Source organism: Actinoallomurus liliacearum, from assembly GCF_039542035.1.
Lineage (GTDB): Bacteria > Actinomycetota > Actinomycetes > Streptosporangiales > Streptosporangiaceae > Actinoallomurus > Actinoallomurus liliacearum.
On the sequence record NZ_BAABHJ010000032.1, the window covers coordinates 129766 to 146070 of the forward strand.

Consider the following 16305-nt stretch of genomic DNA (forward strand, 5'->3'; position numbering starts at 1 on the left):
AGAGCGTCGTCGATCGCCGCGTCCAGGAGTACGGGAATCAGACGCCGACGGTGCCGTCGATGGCCTCGCGGATGAGGTCGGCGTGGCCGTTGTGGCGGGCGTACTCGTGGATCAGGTGGAGCATCACCAGGCGGAGCGAGACGTCCTCCTCCCACCTGGGCTGGTAGCCGGTGACGTCCAGGGACTCGGCGGCCTCCTCGATCCGGCGGGCGTGCTCGACCTCCGCCTGCCAGGCCGCGAAGGCCTCCGACCGCGTCGACGTGCTCGCGTCGTACGCCACCTGGTAGTCGCGCTCGTCCGACCACACGAGAGGGATGTCCTCGGCGTTCATCACGATGCGGAACCAGGTCCGCTCGACCTCGGCCATGTGGCGTACGAGGCCGAGCAGGGACAGTGTCGAGGACGGCACCGACGCGCGGCGCAGGTCGTCGTCGGACAGGCCCTCGCACTTCATCGCGAGCGTCGCACGGTGGAAGTCGAGGAAGGCGCGCAGCATCTCGCGCTCTCCCCCGATGACTGGCGGGGCGATCCGGTCGACGGTCATGGCGGAATTCTGCCGTACGGCGCCGTCTGACAAGATCAGGGGGCATGGAGCAGCTCTCGGTGTCGCTGGACAGGATCGGGCTCGCCGATTGGGGAGCCGTGCACTCCTGGGCCTCCCAGGCAGCGGTCTGCCGGTTCCAGCTCTGGGGGCCGAACACCGAGGAGCAGACGCGGGCGTTCGTGGCGGCTGCGGGCGAGGCGTGGTCGCAGGTGCCCCAGAAGAGGTTCGCCTATGTGGCCCGTATCGGCGGGGACGCGGTCGGCATGGGCGAACTGCGTGTCCGAAGCTTCGAGCAGCGCCGAGGCGAGATCGGCTATGTGGTGCACCCACGCGCGTGGGGTCGTGGTGTGGGCACGGCGATCGGGCGGGAACTGCTCTCCCATGGCTTCGAGCGACTGGGACTTCACCGGATCTTCGCCACCTGCGACCCGCGGAACGTCGCGTCGGCGCGGGTGCTGGCCAAGCTGGGCATGACCTGGGAAGGGCGGCATCGTCACACCGTGCTGATCCGGGATGGCTGGCGGGACTCCGAGGTGTTCGGCATCCTCGAAGACGAGTGGCGCGCGGGCATGGGCCCTTCTGACCCCCACGCCTCGGTCAGCACTGCCCCGTAGTCTCTCTCGCGGCTCGAGATACGGCCGGGGTCAGGTCGTGGCGGGCTCCGGGAGCGGGGGCGCCGCGGTGGGCAGGCAGAGGGACTCGCCGAGGATGTCGAGCAGCGCGCGGGACGCCGGGTTGTTCGTCGGCCCGTCCGTGGGCACCGCGACCGACACCCGCCAGGACGGCGGGGTGTCCCGCAGCGGCAGGACGCGGACGTTCTCTTTCTTCTTGTACGCGATCCGCCGGGGCACCAGGGCCACGCCTAGGTCCGCCCCGACGAAGTCGAGCAGGCTGTGCACGTCGTTGACCTCCAGGGCGACGCGCCGGCGCAGGCCGGCCGCCTCGAAGGCCCGGTCCGTGACCTGGCGCGATCCCCAGTCCGCGTGGAAGTCGACGAAGGACTCGCCCTCCAGTTGCGACCAGTCCACCGCGTCGCAGGCGGTGAGCCGGTGGTCCGGATGGCACACGACCATCATCGGCTCCGTCGTCAGCGAGGTCAGGGTGACTCCCGGCGGCGGGTCCGTCGCGGTCGCCACGAAGGCCAGGTCCAGGCGTGCGGCCCGGACCTCCTCGACGAGGTGGGCGGAGCCGGCCTGGCGCAGCCGGATCTCGACGCCGGGGTGCGAGGACCGAAATCGGGACAGCACCGCGGGCAGGTCGACGACCCCCAGGCACTGCTCCGCGCCGATGCAGAGCGTGCCGCGCAGGAGGCCCTGGACGGCGGCGACGGCGTTGCGGGCCGCGGCGACGCTGGCGAGGGTACGCCGGGCCTCGGCCAGCAGGGCGCGGCCCGCCTCGGTCAGCTCGACCCGGCGGGTGCTGCGGATGAACAGCGGCGCGCCGAGCTCCCGCTCGAGCGCGCGGATCGACGCGGACAGGCCGGACTGGGCCAGGTGCAGGCGTTCGGCGGCGCGGGTGAAGTGCGCCTCCTCGGCCACCGCCAGGAAGTACTCGAGATGCCGCAGTTCCACGATTGAGCACTCTAGCTGCTTGATCTCATCGGTTTCTTCTGTTGGACACCCGGTGCCCCGGGCGAGCAAGGTTTAACGAGCAAGGTTCAAAGGGTCGCCCGGTCGGGGCATGCCCGCCGGTTCGCGGGTATGAGGGCCGGGGTCGCCGCGCGTCATCGCACCCCTGTGCGGGGCCGCGCGCGACGACGGCCGTTTCTCACGCAGGATGTCTCGGAGGTTTTCTCATGCGCACTCGCCGGATCGGCGATGTCCAGGTCGGCGCGATCGGACTCGGGGGGATGCCCATGTCCATCGATGGGCGGCCGGAGGAGAGCCGTTCCATCGCCACCATCCACGCGGCCCTCGACGCGGGGGTGACCCTCATCGACACGGCCGACGCGTACAGCCTGGGCGCGGACGACGTGGGGCACAACGAGTCCCTCATCGCCGGGGCCCTGGCCTCGTACGGCGGTGACGCCTCGGACGTGCTGGTCGCGACCAAGGGCGGTCACACGCGTACGGCGGACGGCGGCTGGGCGCGGGACGGCTCGCCCGAGCACCTGCGGCGGGCGTGCGAGGCGTCGCTGAAGCGGCTCGGGGTGGAGGCCATCGGCCTGTACCAGTTCCACCGGCCGGACCCCGCCGTCCCGTACGCCGAGTCCGTCGGAGCGATCCGCGACCTTCTCGACGAGGGGAAGATCCGGATGGCCGGCATCTCCAACGCGAATCCGGACCAGATCCGTCAGGCGCAGGAGATCCTCGGCGGCCGCCTGGCGTCGGTGCAGAACGAGTTCTCGCCGAGGTTCCGGAGCAGCGAGCCCGAGCTGCGGTTGTGCGACGAACTCGGCATCGCCTTCCTGCCCTGGAGCCCGCTCGGCGGCATCCCCAAGGCGGGCGACCTGGGGAGCGCGCACTCGGCGTTCGGGCGGGTCGCGCAGGCGCACGGGGTGAGCCCGCAGCAGGTCTGCCTGGCCTGGATGCTGGCGAAGTCCCCGGTCGTGGTCCCGATTCCGGGGTCCAGCCGCCCGGAGACGATCCGCGACTCGGTGGCCGCGGCCGACCTGGAGCTCACGCCGGAGGAACTCGCCGAGCTCGACGCGGCCTGACCGGCCGGCGCGGCCTGTCCCGCCGGCGGCCCGCCGTGAGGAACCGGTCGGTCCAGGCCGCCGGCCGGAGAAGGCCGCCCCGTCTCGGAGGTCCCGCCGAGACGGGGCGGCGCGGTCCGGTCGGCGCGGGGAGACGGCTCCTGCGCGGTCTTCCCCGCTCCGGGCGGGATCGCGCCGTTGTTGCCGTTCGGCGGCGAGCCTAAGCTTTGCCGCCATGGGCGATGACGAGCTGCGGTTGCGGCCTGTGAACCGGGATGACCTGGCGGTGATCGAGAGGCTCACGGGTGATCCGGAGGCGACCGGCGAGCACGGCTGGCTCGGCTGGTCCGAGCAGTGGCGCTACCGAAGGCGCTGGGAGGAGAACGGCATGCTGGACGACGACGGCGGCGTCCTCATGGCGGTGCGCGGCGACGAGCGGCTGGGGTTCGTCTCGTGGCGCAGGCAACCCACGGCGCGCACGTCGTACTGCTGGAACATCGGCGTCGCCATGCGGCCCGAAGTGCGCGGTCTCGGGTACGGCACCGAGGCGCAGCGGTCGCTGGTGCGGTACCTGTTCGCGCACACGCAGGTCAACCGGATCGAGGCGATCACCGAGGTCACCAACGCGGCCGAGCAGTGGGCGCTGCAGAAGGCCGGCTTCACCCGCGAGGGCGTGCTCCGCGGTTACGCGTTCCGCGACGGCGCCTGGCGCGACGTGCTCGTCTACAGCGTCCTGCGTCACGAGCTCGAAGCCTGACCGGCCACTGCCTTTACATTGTAGATCACTAATACGCCGACGCCGCCGACCTCGTCACGGAGACCATGACGGGGTCGGCGGCGTCGCCGTGCGGGTCGAGGATCAGGCCTCGATGTTGGACATCACGTGCTTGACGCGGGTGTAGTCCTCGAAGCCGTACATCGACAGGTCCTTGCCGTACCCGGAGTGCTTGAAGCCCCCGTGCGGCATCTCGGCGACGAGCGGGATGTGCGTGTTGATCCAGACGCAGCCGAAGTCGAGCCGCCGCGAGACGCGCATCGCCCGGCCGTGGTCGCGGGTCCACACCGAGGAGGCGAGGCCGTACTTCACGCCGTTGGCCCAGCGGACCGCCTCGTCCTCGTCGGAGAAGCGCTGCACGGTGATGACCGGGCCGAAGATCTCCTGCTGCACGGCCTCGTCGTCCTGGCGCAGCCCGGAGACGACGGTCGGCTCGTAGAAGAAGCCCTGCTCGCGGGTGCGGGAGCCGCCGGCGGTCACGGACGCGTGGTCGGGCAGCCGGTCGATGAAGCCCGCGACCCGGTCGAGCTGCACGGCGTTGTTCAGCGGCCCGTACAGGACGTCCTCGTCGTCGGGCAGGCCGGTGCGGGTCTGGGCGGCCTGCTCGGTCAGGGCGGCGACGAAGTCGTCGTGGACGCGCGGGGAGGCGAGCACCCGGGTCGCGGCCGTGCAGTCCTGGCCGGCGTTGAAGTAGCCCGCCTCGGCGATCGCCTGGGCCGCGGCCTCGACGTCCGCGTCGTCGAAGACGATGACGGGCGCCTTGCCGCCCAGCTCCAGGTGCACCCGCTTGAGGTCGCCGGCGGCCGACTGGGCGACCTCCGTGCCGGCGCGCACCGAGCCGGTGATGGAGACCATCTGCGGGACGGGGTGCTCGACGAGGAGGCGTCCGGTGTCACGGTCGCCGCAGACGACGTTGAAGACGCCCGGCGGCAGGAACTCCGCGGCGATCTCGGCCAGCGCGGCCGTCGTCACCGGGGTCGTGTCGGACGGCTTGAGCACGACCGTGTTGCCCGCGGCGATGGCCGGCGCGAACTTCCAGACCGCCATCATCATCGGGTAGTTCCACGGCGTGACCTGCGCGCACACGCCGATCGGCTCGCGCCGGATCCAGGAGGTGTGGCCGCCCATGTACTCCCCGGCGGAGCGGCCCTCCAGGATCCGCGCCGCGCCGGCGAAGAACCGGATCTGGTCGACCATCGGCGGGATCTCCTCCGACGCCGTCAGGCCGATCGGCTTGCCGGTGTTCTCCGACTCGAGCGCGACCAGCTCGTCGGCGCGGGCCTCGATGGCGTCCGCGATGCGCAGCAGCGCGAGCTGCCGCTCGGCGGGCGTGGTGTCGCGCCAGGTCTCGAACGCGCGCGACGCGGCGTCGAACGCCGCGTCGACCTCGGCCTGCCCCGAGATCGGTGCCGTGCCGAACGCCTCGCCGGTGACGGGGCTGATCAGATCCGCGGTACGGCCGTCGGCCGCGTCGGCCGGCGAGCCGTTCACGAAGTTACGGACGGTGCGCTTCATTGCGGGCGGTCCTTCCTGGAGTCATGGCGTTGTCTCGGCGACCGGGGCTACAGGCCGCGGGTGTCCCCGGAGACCCGCTGGGCGAGGTACACCGGAACGACGGACAGCACGATCAGCGCGGCGGCCACGACGTTGACGATGGGTGCCTGGTTCGGCCGGAACAGGTTGTTGAAGATCCAGATCGGCAGCGTCTGCACTCCCGCCCCGGCCGTGAACGTCGTCACGATGATCTCGTCGAACGACAGCGCGAACGACAGCAGCCCGCCGGCCAGCAGCGCGGAACGCAGCAGCGGAAAAGTAACGTACCTGAAGGTCTGGAAGGTGTCAGCGCCCAGGTCGGCCGACGCCTCCTCGACGCGCGTGCCGAGCCGGCGCAGCCGGGCCAGCACGTTGTTGAAGATGGTGACGACGCAGAAGGTCGCGTGGCCGACGACGACGGTGAACAGGCCGAGCTGGATGCCCAGCGGCGACAGCACCGTGCGGAACGCGTTGTTCAGCGCGATGCCCGTGACGATGCCGGGCAGCGCGATCGGCAGAATGACCAGCAGCGACACCGTGTCGCGGCCGAAGAACCGGTAACGCTGCACGGCGAACGCCGCCATCGTGCCGAGCACGAGGGCCACCGCGGTGGCCCCGAGCCCGGCCTTGACCGACGTCCACAGCGCCGTGCGCACGCCGCCGTTGTCCCACGCCGTCGACCACCAGTGCCCCGTCAGGTGCGAGGGCGGCCAGGCGAACGCCTTGTCGGCGTTGAACGAGTTGACGAGCACGACGAACAGCGGCACGTAGATGACGGCCAGGCCGAGGATCATCCCGGCCCGGAGCGCGATCCGCGCGCCTCGTGACAAGGTCATTGCAGGTGTCTCCGGGCGGTCAGAGGTTGTCCAGCGCGCCGGTGCGGCGTACGGCGACCAGGTAGATCACCATGATCACCACCGGGATGGTCGCGACGGCCGCGGCGAACGGCAGGTTGTTGGCGGCGCCGATGTTGTCGTAGACGACGTTGCCGATGAGCTGGCTCTTGCCGCCCACGATCTTCACCGTGATGTAGTCGCCGAGCGAGAGCGAGAACGTGAAGATCGATCCAGCGATCACCGCCGGGATGGCGACGGGCCAGATCACCGTCCGGAACGTCCGGAAGGTCCGGGCACCGAGGTCGCCCGCGGCGTCCAGCAGCGAGTTCGGCAGCCGCTCCAGGCCCGCGTAGATCGGCAGGATCATGTACGGGAGCCAGAGGTAGGCCAGGGTCACGATGGTGGCCGGCAGGCCGTACCCGGGGCCGTGGATCCCGAACGGGTCGAGGATCCAGCTCAGCACCCCGGACCCGGAGAACATGATCCGCCAGGCGTACGCCTTGACGAGGTAGCTCGCCCACAACGGCGTCAGCACCGCGATGACCAGCCAGCGCTGGGCCCGCGGCGAAGCGATCTTGGCCATGTAGAAGGCCATCGGGAAGGCGACCGCGACGTCGACGACGGTGACCGCCGCGGCCACGCCGACGCTCCGCAGCGTGATCGTCCGGTAGACGCTCTGGTTCCACAGCTCCTGGAAGTTGCCCAGGTCGAACTGCTTGACCACCTCGCCGGTGAAGTCGTCCGTCGTCCAGAACGCGGCGGCGAACAGCGCCGCCAGGGACCCGAGGTACGCCACGACGAGCCAGAGCAGCGGCGCGGACAGCAGCGCGGCCAGCCGGAGGTACGGCCTGCGGTGAAACAGCCCGGCGAGCCGGCGAACCGGCCCGCCGGGCGTGACAGTGGTGCTCATCAGCCCTTGATCTGCGTCCAGGCCTGCGTCCACTTGGCGTAGTCCACGCACTTCACGTTCGTGCGTCCGTCAATGCACTGCGTGATGGGCGTGTTCCAGTAGTGGACCTTCGTCCAGTACGGCGCGTCCGCGGCGTGGTAGGTGTCGCAGAACTTCTTGTCATCGGTCAGCGCGCAGGCCTTGCTGTTGGCCGGCGCCTCGCCCCAGCTCTCGGCGATCTGCGCGTTCACCTTCGGGGAGACCACCCAGTCGAGCCACTTGTAGGCGCAGTTCGGGTGCTTGGCGTTGGCCGCCACCATCCAGGTGTCGGACCAGCCGGTGGCGCCCTCCTTGGGCAGCGTCGTCTGGACCTGGGTCTTGTCGGCCGTCAGCCCGTTCGCGATGACCTGCCAGGTCGTGCCGAGGACGGTGTCACCGCTCTTGAACGACTGCTGGATCTTGGTGGCGTCCGACCAGTACTCGCCGACGAGCTGCTTCTGCTCCTTGAGCAGGTTCACCGCCGCGTCGAACTGCTTCTGGTCCAGCGCGTACGGGTCCTTGATGCCCAGGGCGGGCTGGGTCGACATGAGGTACAGCGCGGCGTCGGCGATGTAGATCGGCGAGTCGTAGGCGGTGATGTGGCCCTTGTACGGGGAGTTCGGGTCGAAGACCACGCTCCAGGAGTCGGGCGCCGTCGTCACCTTGTCGGTCCGCCACATCAGCATGTTGGCGCCACGGCCGTGCGGGATACCGTACATCTTGCCGTTCACGGAGTTCCACGGCTTGTTCTTCAGGTCCGGGAAGATGTCGGCGTAGTTCGGGACCAGGCTCGTGTTGACCGGGGCGACGGTGCCCCCGGCGATGAGACGCAGCGAGGCGTCGCCCGAGGCGGAGACCGCGTCGTACTCCCCGGTCTTCATCAGGCTGACCATCTCGTCCGACGTGCCGGCCACCTTGTTGTTCACCTTGCAGCCGGTCTGCTGCTCGAACGGGTGGACCCAGTCCAGGTCCTTGTTGTTCGAGCCGTCCTCCACATAGCCGGCCCAGGAGACCAGGTTCACCTGGCCCTCGCCCGTACCGAGCGACTGCAGCGCGGGAATGTTCGGGGGCGTGAACCCTCCGGCACCGGTCCCATGGTGGGACTTGCCGCTGTTGCCGCCGCAGCCCGCGGCGAGAAGGGACACGGCGGCCATCGCGACGAGCGCGAGGCGCGTGGCGCGCATGGAAACTCCGATCAGATGGGGGGTTTTCTCGGGGAAGACCGCGGCTCAGGCCGCGGTGAGCCGGCCGGTCGGGCGGTGACCGGCCGAGATCACGTCGGACCGGGGATGGCGAACTCGTGCTCACGACGCCACGCGAGCCTGACCCGGGCTTCGCGCAGCTTCAACACGTCCATCGAGGAGGACTGCAGGTTCTGCTGCAGTGCCACCAACCGGCCCCCGGCGTCGAGGTCGACGACGAACCGGGTTGCCGCCCCCGCGTAGACGACCTCCGCGACCGTGCCGGTCGCGGAGTGCTCGCCTTCGGGCAGCTCCGCGTCGAGATCCGTATCGACGCGGAGCTTCTCCGGCCGGACGCTGTAGACGCCCGGCCGGCCGAGTATCGACTGGGCCGCCTCGCCCTCGATGAGGTTCGAGGTGCCGACGAACCCCGCGACGAACGCCGACGCCGGCTTCTCGTACACCTCCGCGGGCGACCCGACCTGCTCGATCCGGCCCGCGTTGAACACCGCGACCCGGTCGGCCATGGTCAGTGCCTCCTCCTGGTCGTGCGTCACGAACAGGAAGGTGATGCCGACCTCCCGCTGGATGGCCTTCAGCTCGACCTGCATCTCCTCGCGGAGCTTGAGGTCGAGGGCGCCGAGCGGCTCGTCGAGCAACAACACCTTGGGGCGGTTGACGAGCGCACGTGCCAGCGCCACGCGCTGCCGCTGACCACCGGACAGCTGGCCCGGCTTGCGCGCCTCGAAGCCCTCGAGGCGGACGGACGCCAGCGCCGTCAGGGCGCGCTCGCGGCGCTCGGCCTTCGGAACCTTCTTCACCTTGAGGCCGTATTCGACGTTGGCCAGGACGTTCATATGGGGGAACAGCGCGTAGTCCTGGAAGACGGTGTTGACGTCGCGCTCGAAGGGCGGCAGCTTCGTCACGTCGCGGTTCCCGAGGCGGATCTCCCCGGAGGTCGGCGTCTCGAAGCCGGCGATCATGCGCAGCACCGTCGTCTTACCCGATCCGGAGGGGCCCAGCATGGCGAAGAACTCGCCGTCCTGGATCTCCAGGTCGACACCGGCGACGGCGACGACCTCTCCGAAGGTCTTGCGTACCGCGCGGAGGGCGACCGCGGCGGAAACGCCGGGCTCTTCGGTGTTCATCTGAGTCATCTATCCCTTGATCTGCGTCCAGAGTTCCGTCCACTTCGAGTAGTCGACGCAACTCGTTCCGCGAGAATCACCACAGTCTGCGACCGGAGTCTTCCAGAACGCAAGCCTCTTATAGAAGTCGACGTCGCCCACCCGGAACTGCGTGCAGAAGCCCTTGGCCGCGTATTTGCAGGCCTTCGGGTTGGCGGGGGCCTCACCGAACCATTGCGCCACCGCGGCCTGCACCTTGGGGGACTGGATCCAGTTCATCCACTTGTACATGCAGTTCGGGTGCTCGGAGTGCGACGCGACCATCCAGGTGTCCGACCACCCGGTGGCGCCCTCCGTCGGAATGGTCGTCCCGATGGGGGCCTTCTCCGCCTTGGCGAGGTTGGCGGTCACCTGCCAGGCCGTGCCCGCGTAATTGTCACCCGCCTTGAACGCCTCGACCTCGTCCAGGTAGTTCGACCAGTACTGGTTGACGTTCGGGCGCTGCTTCTTCAGCAGGTCGACGGCCGCGTCGAACTGCTTCTGCGAGAGCTCGTACACGTCGTTGATCTTGAGATCCGGGCGGTGCGCCTTCAGGTAAAGCGCGGCGTCGGCGATGTAGATCGGCGAGTCGTACGCGACGACGTGGTCGGTGGCGGCGGTGCCCGAGTCCCAGACGATGCTCCAGGACGCCGGCGTGTTCGGGATCTTGTCCGTGCGGTACGTGAGGTAGTTCGCGCCGTAGCCGTGCGGCGCGCCGTACATCTGGCCCTTGACCGAGTTGTACGGCTGGTTCTTCAGGTACGACGGGATGTCGCGGTAGTTCTTCAGCAGGTTCGTGTTGACCGGCGCGACGAGGCCGCCATAGATGAGCCGCAGCGACGAGTCACCCGAGGCCGAGACGCCGTCGTACTGCCCGGTCTTCATCAGCGCGTACATCGAGTCGGACGTGTCGGCGACCTTCGCGGCGACCTTGCAGCCGGTCTTCTTCTCGAAGGGATGCACCCAGTCGACGTGCTTGTCGGTGGAGCCGTCCTCGGCGTATCCCGCCCAGATCACCAGGTTGAGCCTTCCCTCGGAAGGCCCGATCTCCTGTTGCGTGGCGACGTGCGGCACCGACGCGGCCTTGTTCCCGCCCGAATCGCCGCCGCAGCCGGCCACGGCCAGGACGACGGCCGCCGCGCACGCGAGCCTGGTGAGTGATCCGAATTTCATGACATCTCCTCGTCCAGGGCGACCTCATAGCGCAGGTTCACGAGGCGTACGACCGAGGAGTGGGCGCCCAGCGGCTCGGCGCAGCCGAGGCCGGCGTCGCTGGCGAGCTTGGCGAGGCGCTCGAAGTCGATCTCCGGTCCGACGACGAACGGGGCGATGGCGATGCGCTGCCCACCGGACTCGCGCAGCCGCCCCACCGCGTCGGCGACCGTCGGGCGGCCGTCGATGGACGCGGCGACGACCGGCACGGCGAGCCGGGCGGCGAGGAGGACGGCGGTCATGTCGGCCTCACGGACGGCCGGGTCGCCGCCGACCGTGGCGACGATGACGCCGTCGACGGACGCGCCGATGCTGAACTGCCGGATCCGGTCCGCGCGCGCCAGGCCGCTGTCCGCGAGCCGTACGTGCAGCGCCTCCGCCAGCAGGGGGTGCGGGCCGAGCGGATCGGTGACGGTCACCCGCGCGCCGGTCTCCGCGACCACCGCGTTGATGTCGCGGTACGTCTGCGGGTGCGGGCCGGTGACCAGCGGGACCACGACCGCCGAGCGGCCCTCGGGCAGGCCCCGCAGGTTATCCGCGAGCGCGGGGCCGCCGATGGCGGCGACCCGGATGTCGATGTCGGAACGGGACGTGCGGATGAGCCCGGCGATCTCGTTGCCGACGTCCGGGACCGTCCCGGGTACCGCCAGGACGAGGACCGGGGCGTCGGGGGGAAGATCGCCGCTGCCCGGCCGGCGGTGACGCCCGCCGGGTAGCGGCGAGCGTCCACGTACGGGGAGCGTCTCCGGGGGCTGGTCGTCATGGATCACGATCGCGGATTCTAGGGGTGTCCGGAGGAGGATGCGGAGCCCTTGTCACCGATCGTCCGAAATCCAGTTCTCGGACCGACCCGAGAGCCTTGGGCCGATAAATGCGCCCCTACCTGCAGTTATTCGGCGTTGAACACGCGTTTCTCCCCCTGAAGGCGCCGGGTGTTTGATGCCCGATATTTACAGAGGCGGCCAGTGTGCGCCGTGATGTCTAGTAGAGTCTCGCGCGTTCACACGGTGTTTCTCCCGCCTCACTGAAAGTCGAGCCTGTCGCGGTGCAATCTAAGGACCGACGAGTGGGATCAGATGTCAGTCGGCGGTCGTCCCGCTCCCGGGTCGGCCGCGTGCTCGGGTCAGTCCGCTTCAAGATAGTTCTGCTGCTCATCGTCCCGCTGGTGTCACTCACCACTCTGTGGGCGTTCGCGGCCGACATCACCCTGGGCGACGGCCTGAACCTCCGGCACGTCAACACGATCCAGGACCACCTGAACTACCCCTCCGGAGGCCTGGGCAGCGCCCTGGAGCAGGAGCGCAGGCTGTCGGTGGTCTTCCTGGGCAGCAAGTCCGCCGGCGACCGGGCGTCGATGGAGTCCGGCCGCCTCGTCACGGACCGGCAGGCCGACCTGTTCCGCCGGTTGGCCACCGACGCCGGCGCGCAGAAGTACGCCAACGCCCAGGCCCGGCAGTGGACGCACGAGGTGCTCGCGCGCCTCGACGGTCTGCAGGCCAAGCGGCGGGCGATCGACAGCGGCAGGACGAGCCGCATGCAGGCGTTGTCCGACTACTCCGACACGATCTCCGACATCATCGCCCTGCAGTCGTCGCTGTCGACGCTGAGCGACCCGGACGTCACCAAGGACGCCAAGACCGAGGTCGCCCTGGCGCGGGCGCGGGAGATCCTGTCCCAGGAGGACGCGCTGCTGGCCGGCGCGCTGGCCACCGGTCGCCTGACGTTCCCCGAGCACGTGGAGTTCACCAAGCTCGTCGGGACCCAGCGCAGCCTCTACGACCAGGTCGTCCCCGACCTGCGCCCCGCCGACCGCGCCTACTACCAGCGGATCGTCTCGACGCCCGAGTACACCGGCCTGCAGGCGCTGGAGGACCAGTTCACCGACAACATGCCGCATGAGTCCCGCTCGGGCACGGGCGGGATGGCGGGGATGGCCGGCAAGCCGGCCCCGAACCCGCTGGCCGGCATGGACGTCAAGTGGAAGATCAAGGTCACCTCCATCCTGACGCGACTGCGCGGCCTCGAGCTGTCCTCGTCGGCGAGCGCCGCCCAGCGCGCCAAGCCCATCTCGGACGGCATCATCCGGAACGTCGCGCTGGCCGGCGCCCTCGGTCTGCTCGCGGTCATCGCCTCGCTCATCCTGTCGCTGTGGGTGGGCCGCTCGGTCATCCGCGACCTGACCGGCCTGCGCCGCGCGGCCCTCGACCTGGCCAATGAGCGGCTGCCCAGCGTCATCCGCCGGCTGCGCCGCGGCGAGGACGTCGACGTCGGCGCCGAGGCCCCGCCGCTGTCCTTCGGCACCCGGGAGATCGACCAGGTCGGCCAGGCGTTCAACGCCGCCCGCCGCACCGCGATCCAGGGCGCGGTCGAGGAGGCCGCGCTGCGCCGCAGCATCAGCGAGGTCTTCCTCAACCTGGCGCGCCGCAACCAGGCGCTGCTGCACCGCCAGCTCAACCTCCTGGACTCCATGGAGCGCCGGGTCACCGAACCCGACGAGCTGGACGACCTGTTCCGCCTCGACCACCTGGCGACCCGCATGCGGCGCCACGCGGAAGGTCTCATCATCCTGTCCGGGCAGGCGCCCGGCCGTGGCTGGCGCAACCCGGTCCCGGTCGTCGACGTCGCCCGTGCCGCCGCGGCCGAGGTGGAGGACTACGCGCGGGTCAACGTGTCGGCCATGCCCCGCGTGGCCGTCGCCGGCCCCGCGGTCGCGGACCTCATCCACCTGCTCGCCGAGCTCATCGAGAACGCGACGCTGTTCTCCCCGCCGGACACCACCGTCCAGGTGACGGGTCAGACGGTGGCGCACGGCTTCGCGTTCGAGGTGGAGGACCGGGGCCTGAGCATGGACCAGGCCAGCCTCGACCGTGCCAACGAGCGGCTGACGAATCCGCCGGATTTCGACCTGTCCAACAGCGCCCAGCTCGGCCTGTTCGTCGTCGGCCGGCTGGCCCAGCGGCACCGGGTGCAGGTCACGCTCCGCACCTCGCCGTACGGCGGGACGACCGCCATCGTGCTGCTGCCCGACGCGATCGTCGTCGGCGGCAACGAGCGGCCCGAGCTGGAGTCCGGTCCCGCGACCACGCGACGCGGCGAGGAGGCCCTGGTCCCGATCGGCGCGATCGGCGCGCCGACCCGCCCCACCGACACCGGTCCCATCACGGGTCCGATCACCGGGCCGATCCAGGCGATCCGGGGCGACCGGCCGCCGCTCCCCCAGCGCCGCTCCGACACCGGCTCGCAGGCCGCCTACACGACCGGTCCGTACGACGCGAAGCCGTACGGCGGCGGCGGTTCCCGCGGCTCCGACGCGCGGTCGCAGGACACCGCCGGCCAGGAGACGGGTCCGGACACGGGATCCTTCCCCTCCGCCTACGGGTCGAGCCCGTACGCCGCGGACCTCGGCGGCCACGACGCCCTCCCCACCGCGTACGGCGAGGGGCCGGAGGCCGGGGACGGCTACGAGGCCGGAACGACCGGCTACTCGCCTGAAACGGGGGGATACTCCGCTGGATCAGGCGGGTACTCCCCCGGCGTGACGGAATCGAGCGGTTACTCCACCGGAATGACGGACACAGGCGGGTACTCCACGGGCGCGACGTCGTACGAAGACGGCACGGGTCTGGGCGGCACGCAGCCCGGCGCGCGGAGCGATCAGTGGCCGTCGGTCGGCGACGACCGGCCGCCGCTGCCGACCCGGCAAGGTGGGGCACCGGGCCGTTCGCTGTTCGAACCGACCGACGAGCCCGCGGCGGCCGCCCGGCCCGAGGCGGCCGCGTCGCCCGGCGCGACCGCCGAGCCCTCGACCTCCGGAACCAGGCCGGCCCTCCCGCGCCGGGTCCGGCAGGCGAACCTGGCCCCCCAGCTTCGCGAAGAGGTCGAGCCCGTGAACAATGCGACCAGCAACGAGCGTTCGCCGGAAGAGCTCCGCACCATGCTGAGCTCCATTCAGAAGGGATGGCTGCGCGGCCGCTCGGACGCCGAGCAGCCCGCCACCCATCACGAAGAGGAGGACATCTGATGTCAGCGGGTTCTGCGGGGGAACTCAACTGGCTGCTGGACAGCCTCGTCAACCGTGTCGCGCAGGTGCGGCAGGCGGTGGTGCTGTCCAGCGACGGCCTGCTGGTCGGCGGGTCCGCCGGCCTCACGCGGGAGGACGCCGAGCACCTGTCGGCGGTCGCCGCGAGCTTCCAGAGCCTCGCCCGCAGCGCCGGACGCCAGTTCGGCGGTGGGGGCGTGCGTCAGACGATCGTCGAGATGGACCACGCGTTCCTGTTCGTCACGGCGGCCGGCTCCGGCGCCTGTCTCGCTGTGCTGGCGGGCGCCGACGCGGACGTCGGCATGATCGCCTACGAGATGGCGATGCTGGTCAAGCGCGTCGGCCAGCACATGTCGACGCTGCCTCGCTCGGCCGTGGAATCGTGAGGCCGCGATGGTGCGCGGAGACCACAGAGGGCGCCGGGCGGCGGCGACCGCCCGGCGATCGCCCATCAGGCGGGACGGCTGAATGAGCGAATGGCTCGACGACGAGGCCGGACCGGTCGTCCGGCCCTACGCGCTCACGCGAGGCCGTACCAGAGCCTCGCGTGAGGGCTTCGACCTCATCGCGATCATCGCGACGGCGGCGACGTCGACGTTCGCCCCCCCGAACGCCGGCCCGGAGCACGTCGCCATCCTCGACCTGTGCGTACGCCCGCTGTCGGTGGCGGAGATCTCAGCGAAGCTGAAGCTCCCCCTGGGCGTCGTCCGGGTCCTGCTGGGGGACCTGCTCGACCTCGGGCTGATCGTCGTACGCCGTCCTGAAACAGAGAACCGTCTTCCCAATGAACGGGTTTTGAAGGAAGTGCTCAATGGACTCCAGGCGCTCTGACCCCTCACGGGGCGCTGCCGCCATGCCGCTCGCCGTGAAGATCCTCGTCGCGGGCGGATTCGGCGTTGGTAAGACGACCCTGGTGGGTGCCGTCAGCGAGATCAAGCCGCTGCGCACCGAGGAACAGCTGACGGACCGCAGCGTCGGCATCGACGACACCTCCGGTGTGGAGCGCAAGACCACGACCACGGTGGCGATGGACTTCGGCCGTATCACCATCCGCGACGGTCTCGTCCTGTACCTGTTCGGCACGCCCGGCCAGGACCGGTTCTGGTTCATGTGGGACGAGCTGGCCCTCGGCGCCCTCGGGGCGGTCGTCCTCACCGACACCCGCCGCCTCGCCGACTCGTTCCCGTCGATCGACTACTTCGAGCGGCGGCGGCTCCCGTTCATCGTGGGCGTCAACTGCTTCGACGGCGCGGTCCGCTACGACACCGAGGAGATCCGCGCGGCGCTGGACCTGGACCCCAGGGTGCCGGTGATCCTCTGCGACGTACGTCGGCGCGAGTCCGGCAAGCAGGTCCTGATCGCTCTCGTGGAGCACGTCCTGGCCGTCATGGCCGAGCGTCAGCGCCAGGCCGGCGCGGTGATCCGGTAGCGGCCCTCGCTCACCGGGCCGGTGAGC

16 protein-coding genes are annotated in these 16305 nt (G+C 70.3%); 7 read left to right on the forward strand and 9 right to left on the reverse strand.

Going from position 1 to position 16305, the window contains the following annotated elements; all coding sequences use genetic code 11:
- Window positions 1–37 precede the first annotated feature (37 nt).
- The gene (locus tag ABD978_RS35810; protein ID WP_345364605.1) at window positions 38–544 is read right to left on the reverse strand and encodes a DinB family protein; all 507 of its coding nucleotides are present in this window, start codon (window positions 542–544) and stop codon (window positions 38–40) included.
- A gap of 44 nt (window positions 545–588) precedes the next feature.
- On the opposite strand from ABD978_RS35810, the gene ABD978_RS35815 reads away from it, so the two are divergent.
- Window positions 589–1158, forward strand: a complete 570-nt coding sequence (locus ABD978_RS35815) for a GNAT family N-acetyltransferase (RefSeq protein WP_345364607.1) — start codon at window positions 589–591, stop codon at window positions 1156–1158.
- Between the two features lie 30 nt (window positions 1159–1188).
- Here ABD978_RS35815 and ABD978_RS35820 read toward each other — a convergent pair whose 3' ends face one another.
- Entirely contained in the window at window positions 1189–2115 is a 927-nt protein-coding gene (locus ABD978_RS35820) for a LysR family transcriptional regulator (protein WP_345364609.1), read from the reverse strand.
- Window positions 2116–2339: 224 nt separating this feature from the next.
- Here ABD978_RS35820 and ABD978_RS35825 point away from each other — a divergent pair, with 224 nt between their 5' ends.
- On the forward strand, window positions 2340–3200 hold the full coding sequence (locus ABD978_RS35825; RefSeq protein ID WP_345364611.1) for an aldo/keto reductase: 861 nt from the start codon (window positions 2340–2342) through the stop codon (window positions 3198–3200).
- A 214-nt stretch (window positions 3201–3414) separates the two neighbouring features.
- On the forward strand, window positions 3415–3936 hold the full coding sequence (locus tag ABD978_RS35830; protein WP_345364613.1) for a GNAT family N-acetyltransferase: 522 nt from the start codon (window positions 3415–3417) through the stop codon (window positions 3934–3936).
- Window positions 3937–4038: 102 nt separating this feature from the next.
- Here ABD978_RS35830 and ABD978_RS35835 read toward each other — a convergent pair whose 3' ends face one another.
- The 7 genes from ABD978_RS35835 to ABD978_RS35865 all read right to left on the reverse strand — a co-directional run bounded on the left by ABD978_RS35835 (window position 4039) and on the right by ABD978_RS35865 (window position 11580).
- Window positions 4039–5469 carry a gamma-aminobutyraldehyde dehydrogenase gene (locus tag ABD978_RS35835; protein ID WP_345364615.1) on the reverse strand — a complete coding sequence of 477 codons (1431 nt, stop codon included), beginning with the start codon at window positions 5467–5469 and terminating at the stop codon, window positions 4039–4041.
- A 47-nt stretch (window positions 5470–5516) separates the two neighbouring features.
- Window positions 5517–6323 carry an ABC transporter permease gene (locus ABD978_RS35840; RefSeq protein ID WP_345364617.1) on the reverse strand — a complete coding sequence of 269 codons (807 nt, stop codon included), beginning with the start codon at window positions 6321–6323 and terminating at the stop codon, window positions 5517–5519.
- 19 nt (window positions 6324–6342) lie between these two features.
- Complete coding sequence (locus tag ABD978_RS35845) at window positions 6343–7233, reverse strand: ABC transporter permease (RefSeq protein ID WP_345364619.1); 891 nt, start codon at window positions 7231–7233, stop codon at window positions 6343–6345.
- On the reverse strand, window positions 7233–8435 hold the full coding sequence (locus ABD978_RS35850; protein ID WP_345364621.1) for an ABC transporter substrate-binding protein: 1203 nt from the start codon (window positions 8433–8435) through the stop codon (window positions 7233–7235). Before ABD978_RS35850 ends, ABD978_RS35845 begins: the two co-directional genes overlap by 1 nt.
- An 89-nt stretch (window positions 8436–8524) precedes the next feature.
- On the reverse strand, window positions 8525–9580 hold the full coding sequence (locus tag ABD978_RS35855) for an ABC transporter ATP-binding protein (protein WP_345364623.1): 1056 nt from the start codon (window positions 9578–9580) through the stop codon (window positions 8525–8527).
- Window positions 9581–9589: 9 nt separating this feature from the next.
- Window positions 9590–10771: an ABC transporter substrate-binding protein gene (locus ABD978_RS35860; RefSeq protein WP_345364625.1), complete on the reverse strand. Its 1182-nt coding sequence runs from the start codon at window positions 10769–10771 to the stop codon at window positions 9590–9592.
- Entirely contained in the window at window positions 10768–11580 is an 813-nt protein-coding gene (locus ABD978_RS35865; RefSeq protein WP_345364627.1) for a sirohydrochlorin chelatase, read from the reverse strand. The genes ABD978_RS35860 and ABD978_RS35865 overlap by 4 nt, the downstream gene beginning before the upstream one ends.
- A gap of 395 nt (window positions 11581–11975) precedes the next feature.
- Between ABD978_RS35865 and ABD978_RS35870 the strand changes: the two genes are divergently transcribed.
- The 4 genes from ABD978_RS35870 (at window position 11976) to ABD978_RS35885 (ending at window position 16278) form a co-directional block, all read left to right on the forward strand.
- Entirely contained in the window at window positions 11976–14831 is a 2856-nt protein-coding gene (locus ABD978_RS35870; protein WP_345364629.1) for a sensor histidine kinase, read from the forward strand.
- Window positions 14831–15235: a roadblock/LC7 domain-containing protein gene (locus ABD978_RS35875; RefSeq protein WP_345364631.1), complete on the forward strand. Its 405-nt coding sequence runs from the start codon at window positions 14831–14833 to the stop codon at window positions 15233–15235. The genes ABD978_RS35870 and ABD978_RS35875 overlap by 1 nt, the downstream gene beginning before the upstream one ends.
- 82 nt (window positions 15236–15317) lie before the next feature.
- Window positions 15318–15680, forward strand: coding sequence for a DUF742 domain-containing protein (locus tag ABD978_RS35880; protein ID WP_252778214.1), 363 nt, complete (start codon window positions 15318–15320; stop codon window positions 15678–15680).
- Window positions 15661–16278: a GTP-binding protein gene (locus ABD978_RS35885; protein WP_425550806.1), complete on the forward strand. Its 618-nt coding sequence runs from the start codon at window positions 15661–15663 to the stop codon at window positions 16276–16278. Before ABD978_RS35880 ends, ABD978_RS35885 begins: the two co-directional genes overlap by 20 nt.
- Window positions 16279–16305 lie beyond the last annotated feature (27 nt).

Excerpts from the sequence above, each read along its gene's own strand:
- ABD978_RS35810 (WP_345364605.1), bottom strand. The coding sequence starts at position 544 with ATGACCGTCGACCGGATCGCCCCGCCAGTCATCGGGGGAGAGCGCGAG.
- ABD978_RS35815 (WP_345364607.1), top strand. The coding sequence starts at position 589 with ATGGAGCAGCTCTCGGTGTCGCTGGACAGGATCGGGCTCGCCGATTGG.
- ABD978_RS35825 (WP_345364611.1), top strand. The coding sequence starts at position 2,340 with ATGCGCACTCGCCGGATCGGCGATGTCCAGGTCGGCGCGATCGGACTC.
- ABD978_RS35830 (WP_345364613.1), top strand. The coding sequence starts at position 3,415 with ATGGGCGATGACGAGCTGCGGTTGCGGCCTGTGAACCGGGATGACCTG.
- ABD978_RS35835 (WP_345364615.1), bottom strand. The coding sequence starts at position 5,469 with ATGAAGCGCACCGTCCGTAACTTCGTGAACGGCTCGCCGGCCGACGCG.
- ABD978_RS35840 (WP_345364617.1), bottom strand. The coding sequence starts at position 6,323 with ATGACCTTGTCACGAGGCGCGCGGATCGCGCTCCGGGCCGGGATGATC.
- ABD978_RS35845 (WP_345364619.1), bottom strand. The coding sequence starts at position 7,233 with ATGAGCACCACTGTCACGCCCGGCGGGCCGGTTCGCCGGCTCGCCGGG.
- ABD978_RS35850 (WP_345364621.1), bottom strand. The coding sequence starts at position 8,435 with ATGCGCGCCACGCGCCTCGCGCTCGTCGCGATGGCCGCCGTGTCCCTT.
- ABD978_RS35855 (WP_345364623.1), bottom strand. The coding sequence starts at position 9,580 with ATGAACACCGAAGAGCCCGGCGTTTCCGCCGCGGTCGCCCTCCGCGCG.
- ABD978_RS35860 (WP_345364625.1), bottom strand. The coding sequence starts at position 10,771 with ATGAAATTCGGATCACTCACCAGGCTCGCGTGCGCGGCGGCCGTCGTC.
- ABD978_RS35875 (WP_345364631.1), top strand. The coding sequence starts at position 14,831 with ATGTCAGCGGGTTCTGCGGGGGAACTCAACTGGCTGCTGGACAGCCTC.
- ABD978_RS35880 (WP_252778214.1), top strand. The coding sequence starts at position 15,318 with ATGAGCGAATGGCTCGACGACGAGGCCGGACCGGTCGTCCGGCCCTAC.
- ABD978_RS35885 (WP_425550806.1), top strand. The coding sequence starts at position 15,661 with ATGGACTCCAGGCGCTCTGACCCCTCACGGGGCGCTGCCGCCATGCCG.